Raw genomic sequence first — 16,831 nt, forward strand, 5'->3', positions numbered from 1 at the left:
CCGCCGTGGCTGCACACCCAACGCCCGGGATGCACTCTCAACCAGATATTGCCCGCCAGGCAATCTTGCCCGTTAGGCAAGTTTAGCGTAGGTTCGTCGCCATGACCGGGCTCCGTGAGCGCAAGAAGGCCGACACCCGGCGCGCGCTCAGCGATGCCACATTGCGGCTGGCATTCGAACGCGGCCTGGAAAACGTGACGCGCGAAGACGTCGCGAACATGGCGGGCGTCTCACTGCGCACCTTCAACAACTACTTCAGCGGCAAGTACGAAGCGCTCGCCTACCGGCAAGCCGAACGTGTGCGGCGCAGCGTGGCCGTGCTGCGACAGCGCCCCGCCGACGAACCGTTGTGGACGGCGCTCACCCATGCTGTGCTGGAACCCTTGGAAGCGGACTTCGGCGATGTGTACGGCGAGGAGAACCGCGCGCCCAGCCGCCAGGAGCTTGTCGAGGTCCGAAAGCTGGTAATGCACCCACAAGTGCGGAATTCGTTGCCACACAACCTATTCGACGAGTTACTTCAGGTGATCGCCGAACGTACCGGGACCGACCCCGACCGCGACCTGTACCCGCGATTGGTGATGTCCGTCGTACGCGCCGTCGGCGATGCCGCCGCCGACGCCTATGTGCGGGCCGATCCGCCGGTGGCCATCACCGCACTGATCCGCGAGGGCTTCGCCACCGTCAGCGCTGGGTTACCGGAGCCTCCGAGAAAGAAGGCACGCCATGACTGACGAACATTCCGACGTCGTCATCGCCGGCGCCGGACCCAACGGGCTGCTGCTGGCGTGCGAGCTGGCACTGACCGGTATCAGGCCGGTCGTCCTCGACGTCCTCCCCGGACCCAGCGCCGAGCCGAAAGCCAACGGCATTATCGGACAGATCATCCGACTGCTCGACATGCGAGGGCTGTATCGGACCTTCACCGGTGACGACGCACCACCACGCCCAAACCCCGGATGGATTTTCGCGGCCATGGGATTGAACTTCTCCGAGGTGACCGACAACCCGATGTACGTGTTGGCCATGCAGCAGCCCCGGCTGGTGCGGCTGCTGGAAAAACGGGCTCGCGACCTCGGGGTTGATCTGCGATGGGGCCATGGACTCGCCGACATCGAACAGAACGCGGAATCGGTTGCGCTGACCGTCTCGTCGCCCGAGCGCGAGTACACCATTGCCGCCGGCTATGCCGTCGGCGCCGACGGTGGCCGCAGCCTGGTCCGCAAGAGACTCGGCATTGACTTTCCCGGCTTCACATCGCCAATGGTCGCCCGACTGGCTCATGTGCATATGCCCGACGAGCTCCACCGGCCCTACAGCCAAATCGAGATTCCGGGATTCGGACTGCTTCCCTTCGGCCACAGCCGCTTTGACCGGGGCGGGATCATCTACGCCGAATTCGAGCCGGGCCGGTCGCTGCTTGGGACCATTGAGTTCGGCCCACCGGTCCCCGACGTTCCAATGAATCTGACCGAACTCCGCGACAGCGCACGGCGCATTCTCGGCGTCGACATCCCGTTCGAGGAGCCGAAAGACACAGGGCCGCACGCCCTTCGCCGGATCAACGGACAAAACACCCGGCACGCGGAGCGCTACCGCGACGGCCGAGTCTTACTGCTCGGCGACGCCGCGCACGTGCATAGCCCGCTGGGCGGTCCAGGTTTGAATCTGGGTCTACAAGACACCATGAACCTGGGCTGGAAGCTGGCGGCCGAGGTCAACGGCACGGCCCCGTCCGGATTGCTCGACACCTACCAGTCCGAGCGTCACCCGGTGGGTCAGCGCGTGATGATGCACTCGCTGGCGCAGCTCGCCCTCATGGCGCCGGGACCCGAAGTCGCCGCACTCCGAACACTGTTGGGCGAGCTCCTCACCTTCCCCGACGCGCAAACACACATGGCAGCGCTGCTGGCCGGTGCCGACGTGCGGTACGACGTGGGCGACGACCACCCGCTGTCGGGCTGGCTCGTGCCCGACCTGACGCTGGATGACGGTCGACGGGTCGCCGAGCTGCTCCACGATGGCCGCGCGGTTCTGCTCGACTTCGGCGGCGGCTTCGCGAACACGGCGCGTGGCTGGGCCGATCGGGTCGACTCAGTCACCGCGAGCGTCGCTGACGAACCCGCCGCGGCGCTGCTAATCCGCCCCGACGGCTACGTCGCCTGGGCAGCTGACGCATTCGGGCCTGCCGAAGAGGTTGCCCTGAAGGGAGCGCTACAGCGCTGGTTCGGACCGCAGACGGACGGATGACGGGGCCGGCTAGCGAAGTTCACACAGAGTTCAGGCCGGCGTCGGTTCAGCATTGGTGAGTGCACACGCGCACCGCGTGTCCTCACGTTATGCGCGTTGTACAGGTCGCCAATTTCTATGGCCCCCGCTCCGGGGGCCTCCGCACCGCGATCGACCGACTGGGCGCGGAATACTGCGCCGCCGGACACGAAGTCTTCTTGATCGTTCCCGGCCAGCACGCTGAGCATGCCCAGCTGTACACCGGCGTCGTGCGAATCACCCTGCCGGCCCGCCTGATTCCCTTGACCGGCGGCTACCGTGCGGTGATGCCGGGCCCGGTCAAGGCGCTCCTGGCCGCGCTGCGACCCGACGCGTTGGAGGTTTCGGACCGCCTCACCCTGCGATCGCTGGGCCGATGGGGCCGCGACTTCGGGGCCACGACGGTGATGATCTCCCATGAACGCTTGGACCGCCTTGTCGGACAGGTCTTTCCGCGCAGGGCCGCACAGAAGTTCGCCGACATGGCCAACGCGCGCACCGCCGCCAATTACGACACCGTCGTGTGCACCACCGGCTTCGCGCGCGAGGAATTCGACCGGATCGGCGCCGACAACACCGTCACGGTTCCGCTGGGTGTTGACCTGCAGACCTTTCATCCGCGCCACCACTCTTATCGGGTACGCGAGCGGTGGGCCGCGCCGACGCAGATGCTGCTGGTTCACTGTGGGCGGCTGTCGGTGGAAAAGCGTGTCGACCGCAGCATCGACGCACTGGGCAAGCTGTGCCGCGCCGGTGTCGACGCGCGGCTGGTGGTCGTGGGCGAGGGTCCATTGCGGTCCAGACTGGAGCGACAGGCCGCGCGACTACCGGTCGACTTCACCGGCTTCGTCTCCGACCGCAACGCCGTTGCGCAGCTGCTGGCGTCGGCCGATGTAACCCTTGCGCCTGGGCCGCACGAGACTTTTGGGCTGGCCGCGCTGGAATCGCTGGCGTGCGGAACCCCCGCCGTGGTCTCACGCACGTCGGCGCTCAACGAGATCATCACCCCGGACAGCGGCGCTTCGGCCGACAACGACCCGGCCGCCATCGCAAAAGCAGTCAGCGCCATCGTCAATCGGCCCGAGCGGCAACGACGCATCTCCGCACGACGCCGCGCCGAGGACTTCACCTGGCACCGCGCCGCGGTCGGGATGCTGGCCTCCTTGGGTGCACCGGCCCTCGACGACCCGCGCCGCGATTCCGAACAGACCGCATAGCGGTCAGAAGTCCGAGGCCGCCACGCCCCGGCGTGGACTGCCCTGTTAGGCATTGCCGCGACCGGTCACGCCGTCGCGCATGACGGCGGTGCTGGCTAGGCTCGCTGCAGACCGACAAGGAGGAGCGGGTGGGAGCACGCAGTCAGGTACTGATCAGCGCCGCCGAGTTGGCGGACATCATTCAAGCCTGCGATCCGCTGACCATCCTGGACGTGCGATGGAGGATCGATGCTCCCGATGGGCGGGCGGCCTACCTAGACGGGCACATCCCCGGCGCCGTGTACGTCTCGCTCGACGGTGACCTCAGCGACCACACGATCTCCGGCAGGGGCCGGCACCCGCTGCCGTCTGGACGCGACGTGCAGACCGCCGCGCGGCGCTGGGGAATCCGGCAGGACGCATTGGTCGTGGCGTACGACGACTGGAATCGCGCCGGTTCGGCACGCGCGTGGTGGGTGCTGACCGCGGCCGGGCTGGACAACGTGCGCATTCTGGACGGCGGCTTAGCCGCGTGGCGAACGGCCGGACGAAATCTCGAAACTGGGCCGGTCGATCCGACGCCCGGGAATGTGACTGTGCCGCACCAAGATCTGTATGCGGGAAGCCGGCGCACGCTGACGGCCGAGCGCGTCGCCGAAGACACTGTGACGCTGCTTGATGCGCGCGCACCGGAACGCTACCGCGGAGACGTCGAGCCTCTCGATCCCGTCGCCGGCCATATTCCCGGCGCGAAGAATCTTCCCAGCGGCTCGGTACTTGCGGCCGACGGCACCTTCCTCGACGACGACTCGCTGGCACAACTGTTGTCCGGTCGCGCGATCGAGCGCCACGACGCGGTGGCCGCCTACTGCGGCTCGGGCGTCACCGCAACGGTCACGATCGCCGCACTCGCCGCGATGGGACGCGAGGCCGCGTTGTATCCGGGGTCGTGGTCGGAATGGAGCTCGGATCCCGACCATCCGGTCCAACGCGGTGCCGAGTAGCGGTCATCGGGCGGTCCAACTCTGTAGGAAAGCGGCGGTTACCCGGGCGGCGTTCTGCGCCGCGATCCGCTTGTAGCGGAAGAACTGGAACGGAAAGCCCGGCAGGTGAAGCGGATCGCCGGGCCCGTCCGTGATGCCGCGGATGCCAATGAACGGGACACCGCGCGTGTCGACAACGACCTGCGCGGCCGCGGTCTCCATATCCGTCGCGTCGAAGGCCGGGTCTGACGTCGATACGATATTCAGGTTGCTGATCAGGGCGTGTCTCAGCCAGGGGCGCGTCGCCCGGAAGAAGTTGCCGGAATACAGAGGTGAACGACCGGGCACGCTGCGGGGCTGGCAGCCAAAAACGCTGCCGCCGTGCGGGATGCACGGGAAAGCCACGCCGTTGTTGTTGTCATAGCTGCATCCGTCGCCGCCGGCGAACACTTGCGGCCGGTGCCGCAGTTTGATGCGCCCGGCAACGTTGTCCAATGCGACGCAGAGCTTCTCGGCGGTGGCCAGCATCCCGGGATCGACCGAATGAAATGTCGTGCCGCCGTCCAATGTCCACCGCGCCGGCACCGCCACATCCGCGATGCTGGTGCGGCCGCCCCCGCCGGCGACGCCCGAAAAGACCACCGCACCAATCGTAATGGCGGACCCACTGCAGAAGCGGCCGAAGGCGGCCTCGGTGGTGTCGGTGGCGTTTCTCAGACCGATGCCGGTCATCGCCACGATCACCTTCGTGCCGACTATCGAGCCAAGGTAAAAGCGCCAGCGGTCAGCGACGACCTCCGGATCGGGATCGAGCGTAGTGTGTGACAACACCGCGTCGGCCTCGGCCGGGAAGGCGGACAACACCAGCGTGCGCCGTTCGCCGCGATTCGCACCACCATCCACCGACACAGTAAACGCCACGGCGAGGACAACCCGGAAGGTCTCACACAGATGAAATCTGTTTCACGTGACAGGAAGTATGCGCAACCCCGGGCGGCCGGCCGTCGCCGAACGAATCCGTGCGCGGCCCGAAATATGCTCGCCCGCAAAGTGACTACGTCATGACCGGCCGACTTGACGGCAAGGTCGCGATCATCACCGGCGCCAGCACCGGCCTGGGACCGGTACTGGGCTCGGTGTTTGTCCGGGAAGGCGCCAAGGTGTTGCTGGCGGCACGGCGTGCGGAGTTGGTCCAGGCCGCCGCGAACGCGGCCGGGCCCGGCGCCATCGCGATGCGCGCCGATGTGACCGACGAGGACGACGTCGCGGCCATGGTGGGGCGGGCGGTCGACGAGTTCGGCCACGTCGACATCCTGTGCAACAACGCCGCCGCGCCCGGACAGGACCGCTGGATCTGGGAGCAGACGCTGGACAACTGGAACGCCACCATCGCCATCGACGTCACCGCCGCGATGCTGTGCACCCGCGAGGTGCTCAACCAATCGATGCTGCAGCGCCGCCGCGGCGTCATCCTGAACTTCTCCTCCACGGTCAGCTATGCCGGAATGGTCCGCAAATCTCACTACGTCACCGCCAAGGCGTCGTTGCGGGCGTTCACCAAAGCCGTCGCCCTCGAGGTCGGGCCGGACGGCATCCGGTGCAATTGCATTGTGCCCGGGGCCATCGACACCGAGCTGTGGCGCAACTGGGTGCAACGCACCGCGAACGAGCAAGGCGTCGACGCCAAAGCGGTTCGCGCCAGGCAGCTCAAAGGCGTTGCACTACAAGATATCTCCTCCCCCGATGACATCGCCAACTTGGCGCTGTTCCTCGCCAGCGACGAAAGCCGTACCATCACAGGCCAATCGATCCCCGTCGATGCCGGGGGGTACATGCAGGGATGAGCGGACACGCCAAACTTCGTCCCCCCTCCGGCGGTGGCACGTGATACGGGTCAGGGCGGGCATATTCAGCCTCACCGCCGCGCCGCCCGATGACGACGACGGCAGCTATCTGCGCTGGCACCTGCTGGATCACATGCCCGAGCAATACCAGCTGCCGGGCATCGTGCACGGGTTGCGCTGGATCGCCGACGGCGATTACCCCGATCACCGCCTGGCGGCCAACGGACCCCTGGGCGACATCGGCAACGCGGTGCACTACCTGGTCGGTGATCCCGTCGAGCAGACCTTCGACGACTTCGTCACCCTCGGCCGCGCGTTGCGCGACAATGGTCGCTTCCCGGTCGTGCGACCGTCGCTGCAAGTGGCCGGCCTGCGCCTGCTGCAGTGGCAATCCTCACCACACGCAATGGTGTCGCCCCAGGTGGTGCCGTTTCGGCCGCACCGCGGCATCGTGCTGATCGTCGAAGAGCCCACGGAGGGCCGGCCGGTCGACTGGCTGCAGTGGTTGCACGCCGAGCACTACCCTGCCCTGCTCGCGACACCGGGCACGGCCGGCGCGTGGACCTTCGGTTCCAGCGCCGGATGGAGCCACATGCCCCGCGGCTGGCGGACCGATCACCAGTACCTCACCGTCGTCTACCTCGACGCGGATCCGCTGGCCACCATCGGTGCGCTGGCCCCCATCATCGAAGAGCGTTGGCGATCAACGGCGGTGCGCCCCGTATTCGCCGGCCCGCTGCGCAGCATGATCAGTTGGGAAGCCTGGCCGTAGACTTTGACCGCTACCTATGATCCGCAGCAGGTGGACTCGGCGGGTCCGAACGTCTCGGAATCGGCCTTCACCGTGTAGATCTCCCAACGTTCACCGCCCGGACCACTGACCCACACTTTGTCCTGCGTGGCGAAACAACACGTCGTGTCGATCTCTTCGTCGGTCAGCAGACCGACCCCGGCGAGCCGTTGGCTTGCGCTATGCACTCTGTCGCTGGAGGTGACCTCGACGCCGAGGTGGTTGAGGGTGCCGCCGTGGCCGGGGTTCTCCAGCAGGACCAATTTCAGCGGCGACTGGTCGACGATGAAATTGGCGTAGCCGGGTTTGACCTTGGCCGGTTCGACATTGAAAAGCCTGGTGTAGAACGTGATTGCCTCGTCGAGATTGTCGACGTTGAGGGCCAGTTGAACACGCGACATGGTTACCTTCTTTTCGCGGCGGGTATCTCGATCGTCATCGTTACCCCTAGCAGTTCCTCAATGAGGGCACGGACATGTTCGGCGATGTCTCCGCGAATGGCCCGTACCGTCTCGAGCGGCTGACCGGCGGGATCGCGCAGGCTCCAATCTCGGTACGAGACGCCCGGGAAATACGGGCAGGTGTCACCACACCCCATCGTGATCACCACGTCACTGCGCTGCACCGCGTCGGCGGTGAGAACTTTCGGGACGTCGGTGACGTCGATCCCCCATTCGGCCATCACCGCCACCGCGGCCGGATTGATCTGATCGGCGGGCTCCGTTCCGGCGGAGCGCACTTCGATGCGGTCGCCGGCCAAATGACTCAGCAACGCAGCAGCCATTTGCGAACGGCCGGCGTTGTGCACGCAGATGAACAGGACGCTGGGCCTACGGGCGCCGGCCGAGGAATTCCCGGCCTCACCAAAGAGCCGCGGTCGCAGGGCCAGCGAAACGTAGATCAATGCCACCAAGATCGGGACTTCGATGAGCGGGCCGACCACACCGGCCAGCGCCTGGCCCGACGCGGCGCCGTAGGTGGCGATCGCCACCGCGATCGCAAGTTCAAAGTTGTTGCCGGCGGCGGTGAATGCCAGCGTGGTGGTGCGGGCGTATCCCAATCGCAACAGGACTCCCAGACCATATCCCCCGGCCCACATGATCGCGAAATACGCCAGCAGCGGCAGCACGATCCGCGCGACAGCTGTGGGCTGGGAAGTGATTTGGTGTCCTTGCAGCGCGAACAGGACGACGATAGTGAACAGCAAGCCATACAGTGCCCATGGCCCGATCCGCGGCAGAAAACGACTCTCATACCAGCCGCGGCCTTTGGCGCGTTCGCCGAGACGACGTGACAGGTAGCCGGCCACCAACGGGATGCCTAGGAAGATGAGCACGGACTTCGCTATCTGTCCGGCGGATACGTCGATTCCGGCCGTGCTCAGCCCGAGCCAACCCGGCAGCACCGACAGATAGAACCAGCCCAGGGCGGCGAACATCACGACCTGGAAGATCGAGTTCAGCGCGACCAGAACCGCGGCGGCTTCGCGGTCGCCGCACGCGAGGTCGTTCCAGATGATGACCATGGCGATGCAGCGTGCCAAACCCACGATGATCAGCCCGGTGCGGTATTCCGGCAGATCCGGCAGCATCAGCCAGGCCAGTGCGAACATCACGGCGGGCCCGATCAGCCAGTTCAGCATCACCGAGGCCACCATGAGCCGACGGTCACCGGCGACGCTGTCGAGCTTGTCGTAGCGCACTTTGGCCAGCACCGGGTACATCATCACCAGCAGGCCGATCGCGATGGGCAACGAGATGCCGTCGACCTCAACGACACTCACCGCCCGCCCCAGACCAGGGACCAGCCGTCCGAGCAATAGCCCCGTGACCATGGCGATCCCGATCCACGCCGGCAGGAACCGATCCAACGTCGACAGGCGGGCGCCCGTCGCGGTGGCAGTCGAGCTCATGACCCGCATTCCGCGGCCACCCGTGCGTCGCCACTCAACACCGACGAAAGTTGTTGCAATGCAGCGGGAACCACCCAGTAGTACACCCACGTGCCGCGCCGTTCGCAGTCCAACAGCCCCGCCGACCGCAGCGTCTTGAGGTGATGGGAAATCGTCGGCTGAGAGACGTCGAATGTCTGGGAGATCTCGCACACGCAGGCCTGGCCACCAGGGTGGCTAGCGACCAGACTCAACAATCGCAGCCGCACCGGATCGCTGAGCGCTTTGAACATCGCCGCCAGCTCCGCAGCCTGCGGCTCGGCCAAGGCGGCCGCCCCCAATGCCGGGCAACAATCCGTGCCCCTTTGATTCGACATCGATCTATATAAGCACTTATCGAATCAGGACGCCAGCGGTGGAGGTTTTTCCGGTGCTCCGGTTTAGTCGGGCAGGGTAAACGAACGGGCCCTATAGTCCTCGTGATGTCCTATTCCAAGGGAGTGCCATGACCAATCCCGGCAATCGCCGCCGCCAGCGATGGGCCGCGCTCGGCCTGGTGGCGCTGGGCGCCGGCCTGCTGGCCTGCTCTAGCAAGGGGAATCACCCGACCGCCGCCCCGAGTTCGGGTCCGGCTTTGGCCAGCACGACCGTCATGATCGACGGAAACAGGCACACGATCGTCGCCGCGGTGGACTGCAGCCGATCGGCGGCGCAACCCAGCGCGTCACCCCCGGAATCCGGTGACCTCACCACACGGATCAGCGTGCACGACGATAACGCGTCAGTCTCGCTGGCCATCTCCGATGAGCAGCCACCCAGCGTCGACGCCTTCGCCATTTCGCTCAAGCTGGACAGCGGCCAGTACCAATTGCCCTATCAGGGAACCAAATCACCCACTCAGGTCCAAGCGACCAAGGTCGACAAGGGCTACACCGTCACCGGGACTGGCCAAGCGACCACGCCCGGCCAAAGTGGCTTGCGAGACGTCACTTTTGGAATACATGTGGCATGCCCGTAGGCACGTATTGTCTGTCGAGGTCGCCTCTGCGATGCTGACAGCTTGGACATCTTCGCGCAGTGGCGAGACGGCGGCACCGAACTTCGTTGGCGCTCGACAACCGCCGCCAACGACGGCCAAGAGGTCGCGGTGTTCAGTCGCCGGTGCGGCACTGCCGGTGCGCCCGCATTGGTGTTGGTGCACGGCTTTCCGACCAGCAGCATCGACTACTTCGCGCTGGCCGATGAACTGAGCACCGACTTCGACATCTATCTGCTGGACTTCCCCGGGTACGGACTTTCCGACAAACCACCCGAACCCTATGTGTACTCGCTCTACGACGACGCGCGCCTGCTCGCCCACGCGATCACCCACATCTGGGGGCTCACCGAATACCGGATGCTCACCCACGACCGCGGCAGCAGCGTCGGCATGATCGCGGCGGGCGTGCTGGCCGCACAAGATCCGCCGGCGGCGCCCGTCGATTTGATCTTGACCAACGCCAACATCTACCTCCCGCTGTCCAACCTCACCGCCTTTCAGACCGCGCTGCTCGACCCCGCGACCGCACGGGCGACCGCGGCGGCCACGACGCCGGAGATGCTGGCGGCCGGCATGGGCGCGAGCACGTTCATGCCGCGACGCACACTGGAAGACCCGGAGATCGCCGCGCTGGCCAAATGCTTCGCGCACAACGACGGAATCCGTGTGCTGCCCGACACCATTCAATATCTCCACGAGCGCGCCGCCGACGAAACCGGTTGGCTGGAAGCACTTTCGCGCAGCGAAATCAATACGACGATCGTGTGGGGCGTGCACGACAACGTGTCACCGTTGCGAGTCCCCAACTACGTCTGGCAGACGTATCTGAAGAACAAGCCGGGCCGCAACCGATATTGGGTGCTGCCCGGCGCCGACCACTACCTGCAGTGCGACGCGCCGGAGCAACTAGCCCAGATCGTGCGCCTCACCGCCCAGGGCGAGGCTATTCCGTTGCAGACCTTGGGAAATCAGCCCGACGGTGCGGTCTTGGTCGACGAAAGCGGCACCTAGCCGCGCCGAGCGTCGGCCGGCCGCACGCGCGAGCGTCACGCCAGCGTTGCTTCCACCGCCGAGCGCCACGCTGGCGTGACGCTCGACGAAAAGAGGCGCCCTTAACCCACGACGACGGGCAGCCGCGCCCACCCACGCACGCTTGCGGTGTGCGCCCGTTGGGCGTTCGCGTAGTCGACTTCCCAGTCCGGCCAACGCTTCAACACCTCTTCGAAGGCCACCCGCGCCTCCAACCGGGCCAGCGCCGAGCCCAGGCAGAAATGCAGGCCCTGCCCGAAGCTGAGATGGCTTCCGCGACGGTGGATGTCGTAGCGATCCGCGTCCGGGAAGTGGCATTCGTCGCGGTTGGCCGAGGCGTTCAGCAGCAGCATGAACGATCCCTCGGGTACCTTGCGACCGTAGTGCTCGGCGTCGCGCGCGACGTAGCGGGCCTGCACCGGAGACGGCGGCTCGTACCGCAGCGTCTCCTCGATCGCGCCGGGGATCAGCGACGGGTCCGCGACGAGTTCGCGGCGTTGATCCGGGTGATCCGACAGCAGTTGTCCCATGAAACCGATGAGGCGAGCGGTGGTTTCATTGCCGGCACCGGCGATCATCGCGGTGTAGGCCAGCACCTCGGTCCGCGACAGGGGTCGCCGCGTGCCGTCCGGCTCATCGATCTCGGCCCGCAGGAGTTCGGTCATGAGGTCGTCGGAAGGATGATTGGCCCGCCATTCGATGTACTCGGCGAACAGGGCGATGGAATTCGCGAAAACGTTCGCGTCGACCGCGGCGGGGTCGCTGTCCTCGGACAACTCGATGTTCGCGACGCTGCGGTCGCGGATCTTCTCTTGGTCCGCCTCGGGAATGCCCAGGAGGTATCCAATGGTCCGCATCGGCATCATCGCGCCCAGATCCGCGATGAAATCGAATCCACTCCCGCCGACCAGCGGGTCGAGCTCGCGAATACAGAACCCGCGCACCAAGTCCTCCACGGCCAGCATGCGCCGGGGCGTGAAGACCCGGGACAGCAGTTTGCGGTGCAGATCGTGCAGCGGAGGATCCTCGAACAGCAGAATGCCCGGCGGCACTTCGATGTTCGCGAACAAGATGTCGGCGGTGGTGCCCCGGCCGGAGCGGTAGGTCTCCCAGTTCGGCAGTTCGCGCACCACGTCGTCGTATCGACTCAGCGCATAGAAGTTGTACTTTTCGTTGTAGTACAGCGGAGCTTCCTCGCGCATCCGCTTCCACACCGGATAAGGGTCCGAGTCGATCTCGACGTCGAACGGGTCGTAGTACAACTCGACGGCACTGGGGCTTGTCATAGTCGGGTCCCTAACTCAGTCGTTGCGGTGCAAGAAGCCGTGCAAGAGGGCTTGAACGAGTTCCTCAACAATCACCTCCCGTGGCGGTGGTTCGTTCCCGAAGTAGGTCGAACGCAGCGCGGCCATACCCGCGATCATCGAGACCGTCGAGTGGGCCGGCAGGTCGGGGTGGTCAGAACGCAACCCCCGCAATTGCATGCCCTCGACGCTGATTTGGCCCAACACCGTGACCGCCCTGCGAATCTCGGCGATGCCGGCGTCCGCCTTTTCCTCGTCGCTCAGATTCTCGGCCGCCATCAAGGTCAACAGCAGACCCTGATGTTCGACGAACACGTCGTAGAGTTGCGACACGAAAAGCCGAGTCAGCTCCTCTTCGTCGGTCTCCTCGGGGATTACCGACTGCCAGGTTGCCCCGAATTCGTCGACGAAGCTGACGAACGGCAAGACGAGCGCCTCGCGGAACAGCGCCGCCTTCGAACCGAAATTGCGAAACAGTAGGTGTTCGGTGACGCCGGCGGCCTGCGCGATCTCACGCGTCGTGGTACTGCGATAGTCCTGGCCGGCGAACAGCGCCCGGGCGGCGTCGAGCAGCAGCCTACGCGGCTCACCACGAGGCCGACGCGCCACCGTCGTCGGCATCGGCTGCTTGGCTACTCGCTGGGGCACCTCTGTCCACTCCTTCGAAACGGTCGACCGCCCTGGGGATAGTATCCGCTATCCCCATAGAATAGTATCCACTACCCTAAAGGCGAAATCATCGAAAGGGTGACACCATGGGCGCTGTCATCATGCTCGGCACGCTGTTCGGCCTGATCGCTTTGATATTCGGGTTGGTGCTGCGTTTCGATCCCGAGGCGCGGCGCACGCCGAGCGACGAGGGCCGCCAGTGAGCGTCCAGATGACGCCGGTGATGGCCGGGGCTCAGTATTTTTCCTACGCCGCGAGCATCGCGTTCCTGATTATCGGGGTCTATCTGAGCTACCGTCGCCGCCGCATCCACCCGCTGTTGCTTCTTGGCATCTCGGCGATTTCGTTCTCCTGGATCGAGTCACCCTACGACTGGGCGATGTACGCGCAGTTTCCGCCCGGACTGCCCCGCATGCCGTCCTGGTGGCCATTGAACGTGACGTGGGGCGGTTTGCCGTTGGCGGTGCCGATCGGCTACGTCTCCTACTTCATCATTCCCGCCGTGACCGGGGCGGCCCTCGGGCGGTGGCTGAGTGCAAAGTTCAACTGGCGCAGGCCGATTACGCTACTCGTGGTCGGCCTCGTCGTCGGTTTCTGCTGGGCGTTGTTTTTCAACGCCTACACCGGGGCGCACCTTGGCAACTTCTACTACGGCTACGTGATTCCCGGGCTCGCGATCTTCGAGGGCACCAAACACCAGTACCCGCTGTACGACTCGCTGGCCATGGGCATCCAGATGATGCTTTTCACCTATCTACTCGGCCGCACCGATGCCGAAGGACGCAACGTCATCGACATGTGGGCCGACAAGCGGTCAAAGAGCCGGGGGCAGTCGGCGGTGCTGTCGGTGGTGGCCGTCGTCGTCATCGGGCATCTGGTGTATGGCGCGGTCTTTGCGCCCCATCTCATCACGAAGCTGGCCGGCTATGTGACCGCGGGCCCGACCGAACAGCTGTATCCCGGCGTACCGAACCAACCCAAGTAACGGAGATCCGAGTGGGCTACGAGAGCACCGACGAGCCGATCTTCTGGACCGACCTGCTGGCCAAGGGCGGTCACACCGAGGTGGGTGTGCTGACCGAGCAATCCCTGGTCGGCGAGGCGTATCTGAAGAACTTCCGAGATGCGTGCAGACGCAAGGGTATTCGCATTGTGGCCGAGGCGTCGATACCACAGATCGCGGGAGATGTGAGGGCCGCGGTCCGGACACTGCACGACGCGAAAGCGCAGGCGATCGTGCATTGCGGATTCGGCTTCGGGATCGTGTTCGTCAACCCGGCGCTCGAGGCGCTGGGTTGGGATCCGCCCCGGTTCTGCGGTACCGCCTTTCAGAACGCCTGGCTCAACCCCGTCATGTGGGACGCGTTCCTGGGCTGGACCGGGGTCGACCAGTACGACGAGGGCAACACGGTCGGGCAGAAGTTCCTGGACGAGTACAACGAGGCCTACGGCCGGCGACCGGAATGGTGTGTGCCGGTGGTGAATCGGGATGTCGCGCACACGCTGCTGCGGGCGCTCGCCGACGCGCACCCGTTGAGCCCGCGCGGGGTGAAGGAGGCGCTCGAACGCGTCAAGATGATGCCGGCCGCATCCGGGGCTCCGGGCACCCGCGTGTCGTTCGGCATGTGGACGCGCCGGGCGTGGATGGGCGCGGGTTATCTGGTGGCGCGCCGACTCGACGCCGACGGCGTCAACTCACACCTCGTCGATCGCTTCGGCGAGGAGTGACGGTCAGCCGAGCGCCTCGGGCAGCACGACTTCACCCACGCGCTTGAGGTAGGGCCAGGCGATATCCGGTGGCAACCCGCCGCACAGCGGCGACAGGTTGAGCACCTGGCCGGCTTTGACGCGCGAGATCGCCTCGGGGACAGAGATAATCACGTGCGACGTCCCCGTCTCACGCAGCTCGTCGATGCTGTTCACGTGGCTGAAGCCCGCGGTCGTCTCGTCCCCCGGGTTCCACGCCGCGTAGCTGCGCACGTCGTGCAGCAGGTGCTCGCCGACCTCCTTCCACGCCTGATCGACGTCGTCAGCGACGAAAACGACCGAGGGGGTGTTGCGGTCGGGGAACATCGTCGGGCCGGGCGTATGGCCGTGCTCGCGGCACGCCTCTTCGTAGGCCTCCTGCATTCCGGGGGCGGTGGCGTTTCCCAGCATGCCCAGGCCGTACCTGCCGGCCCGACGGGCCGCAGCGAGCGTTCCCCCGCCCCACATCAGTCCAGGCCCGCCGGGAGTCAGCGGGCGGGGCGTCACGGTGATCCGCCGTCCGTCGTCGACGACGGTTTCACCGGCAAGCAGGCGCCGTAGCAGCGCGAGTTTCTCGTCGCAGACGCGGCCGCGTTTCTTGATCGGCACGCCGAAGTGCTCGAACTCCTCGGGCCGGTAGCCCAGCGCCAGGATGTAGGAGGCGCGCCCGTTGCTGATGATGTCGAGCACCGCCATGTCCTCGGCCAGACGCACAGGTTCGTAGAACGGGAGGATCAGGATCAGGCTCAGCGCCAGCCGCTGCGTGCGCGCTGCCACCGCCGAGGCCAGCAGGAATGGTGATGGCAGGTAGCCGTCCTCGGACCCGTGGTGTTCACAGAGGACGGCGGCCAGGCCGCCGTGTTCTTCGGCCCACGCCGACATTTCGGGTGCCGCGGCGTACAGATCGGCTGGGCCGGCCGCCCATTCGGGATCGCGCATGTCGAAACGCAGTGTGTACACGGCTGACTCCTAGCTGGCCTAATCTTTGTGCTGCACGTTACACGTTCAGTCGAAGGCGTAAAGCGGCAGAGTCGTCGGGAGGTCCAGCGAGCTCAACAGGCCCGGGGGCGCGTCGACGACGTACGGGATCGCATTGACGACGCGCATCGCCGTCGACGCCATCGCGGCATGTCCGGCGGCGTGACCCTGGGCCGCGCCGAGCGTCATCTCGCAGTGGATGTCGGGATCCCCTTCGATGTCGACCCGATACGTGGCGTCACAGTCCGAAGTGGGCCAATCGGGTGCGACGTCGCGCGCCATGCGGATCACGTGCTCGATCACGATGGCCTCGCGGCCATGGACCACGCCGGCCGCCCGGGTCCGCACGGCACCACAGGTGCCGGCCGCGACGGCGCCAAAGGCGACCTCGATGTCCCGGTCCGCCAGCTCACGGTCGAGCGAACCGCGTATCTCCTCCACCTCGACACCGAGTCCTTGCGCCATGAGGTGAATCGGTGCCTTCCAAGCCAATTCGATGAATCCGGGCGTCTTGAGCATCGGCTCGAAGTCCAGCGGCCGGCCGAAGCCCATCCCGTCCATCATCACGTCGGCCACCGGATAGTGATCGTTGAGCGCAACCTCGCTGGCGGTGATCCGGCGGATGCTCTTGGACTGTGTCGTCATCAGCAGCGCGAGCTGATCGGAAGCGAAGCCGGGGAAGATGCCTGAGACGTAGAACGACGCCTGGCCTGCTTTGGCCGCCGCCTCCAGCTCGTCGCGCCAGTTCGGCGCGAAGTAGGACGGCGGGTAGACGAGACTGGTGGACGACGTCGACACCACGTTGATGCCCGCCGCCAACAGGCGCACGTAGTCGGGCACCGCCGCGCCGTCGCGTTCGGGTCCGCTGGCGGCGTACACCACGCAGTCGGGCTTGAGCGCGATCAGCGCGTCGGCGTCGTTGGTGGCCGCGACGCCCATAGGCTCGCCGCCGGCCAGCTCGCCGGCGTCCTTGCCGACCTTCTCGGCTGAATACACCCACACACCAACAAGTTTCAGGTCGGGTCGGCGGCGAATGGCCTCGATCGCGTTCGAGCCGACGCCCCCCGTCGACCACACGACAACACGCATAGACA

The 16,831-nt window shown here is 65.9% G+C and carries 17 protein-coding genes and 1 pseudogene; 10 read left to right on the forward strand and 8 right to left on the reverse strand.

Annotated elements, in window-relative coordinates:
• Positions 1-101: 101 nt before the first annotated feature.
• The 4 genes from A5753_RS07210 to A5753_RS07225 all read left to right on the forward strand — a co-directional run bounded on the left by A5753_RS07210 (position 102) and on the right by A5753_RS07225 (position 4,468).
• Complete coding sequence (locus tag A5753_RS07210; RefSeq protein ID WP_067125010.1) at positions 102-734, forward strand: TetR/AcrR family transcriptional regulator; 633 nt, start codon at positions 102-104, stop codon at positions 732-734.
• Positions 727-2,250: an FAD-dependent monooxygenase gene (locus A5753_RS07215; protein ID WP_067125014.1), complete on the forward strand. Its 1,524-nt coding sequence runs from the start codon at positions 727-729 to the stop codon at positions 2,248-2,250. Before A5753_RS07210 ends, A5753_RS07215 begins: the two co-directional genes overlap by 8 nt.
• An 89-nt stretch (positions 2,251-2,339) precedes the next feature.
• Positions 2,340-3,485: a glycosyltransferase gene (locus A5753_RS07220; protein ID WP_067125018.1), complete on the forward strand. Its 1,146-nt coding sequence runs from the start codon at positions 2,340-2,342 to the stop codon at positions 3,483-3,485.
• A 128-nt stretch (positions 3,486-3,613) separates the two neighbouring features.
• Positions 3,614-4,468, forward strand: a complete 855-nt coding sequence (locus tag A5753_RS07225; protein ID WP_067125028.1) for a sulfurtransferase — start codon at positions 3,614-3,616, stop codon at positions 4,466-4,468.
• Positions 4,469-4,471: 3 nt separating this feature from the next.
• Here A5753_RS07225 and A5753_RS23675 read toward each other — a convergent pair whose 3' ends face one another.
• Entirely contained in the window at positions 4,472-5,350 is an 879-nt protein-coding gene (locus tag A5753_RS23675; RefSeq protein WP_082971212.1) for a hypothetical protein, read from the reverse strand.
• A gap of 158 nt (positions 5,351-5,508) precedes the next feature.
• Here A5753_RS23675 and A5753_RS07235 point away from each other — a divergent pair, with 158 nt between their 5' ends.
• Together A5753_RS07235 and A5753_RS07240 are read left to right on the forward strand one after the other, a co-directional pair.
• On the forward strand, positions 5,509-6,291 hold the full coding sequence (locus A5753_RS07235; protein WP_067125032.1) for an SDR family NAD(P)-dependent oxidoreductase: 783 nt from the start codon (positions 5,509-5,511) through the stop codon (positions 6,289-6,291).
• Between the two features lie 43 nt (positions 6,292-6,334).
• On the forward strand, positions 6,335-7,063 hold the full coding sequence (locus A5753_RS07240) for a hypothetical protein (RefSeq protein ID WP_067125322.1): 729 nt from the start codon (positions 6,335-6,337) through the stop codon (positions 7,061-7,063).
• A gap of 14 nt (positions 7,064-7,077) precedes the next feature.
• Here the strand turns inward: A5753_RS07240 and A5753_RS07245 are convergent, their stop codons facing one another.
• The 3 genes from A5753_RS07245 to A5753_RS07255 are packed head-to-tail and all read right to left on the reverse strand — an operon-like array spanning position 7,078 to position 9,349.
• Positions 7,078-7,482 (reverse strand): ArsI/CadI family heavy metal resistance metalloenzyme, encoded by a 405-nt coding sequence (locus A5753_RS07245; protein WP_067125035.1) that lies wholly within the window; start codon positions 7,480-7,482, stop codon positions 7,078-7,080.
• Between the two features lie 2 nt (positions 7,483-7,484).
• A complete protein-coding gene (gene arsB / locus A5753_RS07250) occupies positions 7,485-8,993 on the reverse strand; it encodes an ACR3 family arsenite efflux transporter (RefSeq protein ID WP_156655989.1) in 1,509 nt (502 codons plus the stop codon).
• Positions 8,990-9,349, reverse strand: coding sequence for a helix-turn-helix transcriptional regulator (locus A5753_RS07255; RefSeq protein ID WP_067125041.1), 360 nt, complete (start codon positions 9,347-9,349; stop codon positions 8,990-8,992). The genes arsB and A5753_RS07255 overlap by 4 nt, the downstream gene beginning before the upstream one ends.
• Before the next feature lie 128 nt (positions 9,350-9,477).
• Between A5753_RS07255 and A5753_RS07260 the strand changes: the two genes are divergently transcribed.
• Both A5753_RS07260 and A5753_RS07265 read left to right on the forward strand, forming a co-directional pair.
• Positions 9,478-9,990 carry a lipoprotein LpqH gene (locus A5753_RS07260; RefSeq protein WP_067125044.1) on the forward strand — a complete coding sequence of 171 codons (513 nt, stop codon included), beginning with the start codon at positions 9,478-9,480 and terminating at the stop codon, positions 9,988-9,990.
• Positions 9,991-10,032: 42 nt separating this feature from the next.
• Positions 10,033-11,022 carry an alpha/beta fold hydrolase gene (locus A5753_RS07265; RefSeq protein ID WP_067125048.1) on the forward strand — a complete coding sequence of 330 codons (990 nt, stop codon included), beginning with the start codon at positions 10,033-10,035 and terminating at the stop codon, positions 11,020-11,022.
• A gap of 101 nt (positions 11,023-11,123) precedes the next feature.
• Here A5753_RS07265 and A5753_RS07270 read toward each other — a convergent pair whose 3' ends face one another.
• Positions 11,124-12,326, reverse strand: a complete 1,203-nt coding sequence (locus tag A5753_RS07270; RefSeq protein WP_067125051.1) for a cytochrome P450 — start codon at positions 12,324-12,326, stop codon at positions 11,124-11,126.
• A 15-nt stretch (positions 12,327-12,341) separates the two neighbouring features.
• The gene (locus A5753_RS07275) at positions 12,342-12,965 is read right to left on the reverse strand and encodes a TetR/AcrR family transcriptional regulator (protein ID WP_067125325.1); all 624 of its coding nucleotides are present in this window, start codon (positions 12,963-12,965) and stop codon (positions 12,342-12,344) included.
• A 247-nt stretch (positions 12,966-13,212) separates the two neighbouring features.
• Between A5753_RS07275 and A5753_RS07280 the strand changes: the two genes are divergently transcribed.
• A complete protein-coding gene (locus A5753_RS07280) occupies positions 13,213-13,998 on the forward strand; it encodes a spirocyclase AveC family protein (RefSeq protein WP_067125054.1) in 786 nt (261 codons plus the stop codon).
• A gap of 26 nt (positions 13,999-14,024) precedes the next feature.
• Positions 14,025-14,741, forward strand: a pseudogene (locus A5753_RS07285) (ABC transporter substrate-binding protein); the annotation flags it as partial.
• Between the two features lie 3 nt (positions 14,742-14,744).
• Here the strand turns inward: A5753_RS07285 and A5753_RS07290 are convergent.
• Both A5753_RS07290 and A5753_RS07295 read right to left on the reverse strand, forming a co-directional pair.
• The gene (locus A5753_RS07290; RefSeq protein WP_067125057.1) at positions 14,745-15,719 is read right to left on the reverse strand and encodes an LLM class flavin-dependent oxidoreductase; all 975 of its coding nucleotides are present in this window, start codon (positions 15,717-15,719) and stop codon (positions 14,745-14,747) included.
• A 45-nt stretch (positions 15,720-15,764) separates the two neighbouring features.
• Positions 15,765-16,826 carry a dihydrodipicolinate reductase gene (locus A5753_RS07295; RefSeq protein ID WP_067125061.1) on the reverse strand — a complete coding sequence of 354 codons (1,062 nt, stop codon included), beginning with the start codon at positions 16,824-16,826 and terminating at the stop codon, positions 15,765-15,767.
• Positions 16,827-16,831 lie beyond the last annotated feature (5 nt).

This window comes from Mycobacterium sp. 852002-51971_SCH5477799-a (genome assembly GCF_001667145.1).
GTDB lineage: Bacteria > Actinomycetota > Actinomycetes > Mycobacteriales > Mycobacteriaceae > Mycobacterium.

Excerpts from the sequence above, each read along its gene's own strand:
- A5753_RS07210 (WP_067125010.1), top strand. The coding sequence starts at position 102 with ATGACCGGGCTCCGTGAGCGCAAGAAGGCCGACACCCGGCGCGCGCTC.
- A5753_RS07215 (WP_067125014.1), top strand. The coding sequence starts at position 727 with ATGACTGACGAACATTCCGACGTCGTCATCGCCGGCGCCGGACCCAAC.
- A5753_RS07220 (WP_067125018.1), top strand. The coding sequence starts at position 2,340 with ATGCGCGTTGTACAGGTCGCCAATTTCTATGGCCCCCGCTCCGGGGGC.
- A5753_RS07235 (WP_067125032.1), top strand. The coding sequence starts at position 5,509 with ATGACCGGCCGACTTGACGGCAAGGTCGCGATCATCACCGGCGCCAGC.
- A5753_RS07245 (WP_067125035.1), bottom strand. The coding sequence starts at position 7,482 with ATGTCGCGTGTTCAACTGGCCCTCAACGTCGACAATCTCGACGAGGCA.
- arsB (WP_156655989.1), bottom strand. The coding sequence starts at position 8,993 with ATGAGCTCGACTGCCACCGCGACGGGCGCCCGCCTGTCGACGTTGGAT.
- A5753_RS07255 (WP_067125041.1), bottom strand. The coding sequence starts at position 9,349 with ATGTCGAATCAAAGGGGCACGGATTGTTGCCCGGCATTGGGGGCGGCC.
- A5753_RS07260 (WP_067125044.1), top strand. The coding sequence starts at position 9,478 with ATGACCAATCCCGGCAATCGCCGCCGCCAGCGATGGGCCGCGCTCGGC.
- A5753_RS07270 (WP_067125051.1), bottom strand. The coding sequence starts at position 12,326 with ATGACAAGCCCCAGTGCCGTCGAGTTGTACTACGACCCGTTCGACGTC.
- A5753_RS07275 (WP_067125325.1), bottom strand. The coding sequence starts at position 12,965 with ATGCCGACGACGGTGGCGCGTCGGCCTCGTGGTGAGCCGCGTAGGCTG.
- A5753_RS07295 (WP_067125061.1), bottom strand. The coding sequence starts at position 16,826 with ATGCGTGTTGTCGTGTGGTCGACGGGGGGCGTCGGCTCGAACGCGATC.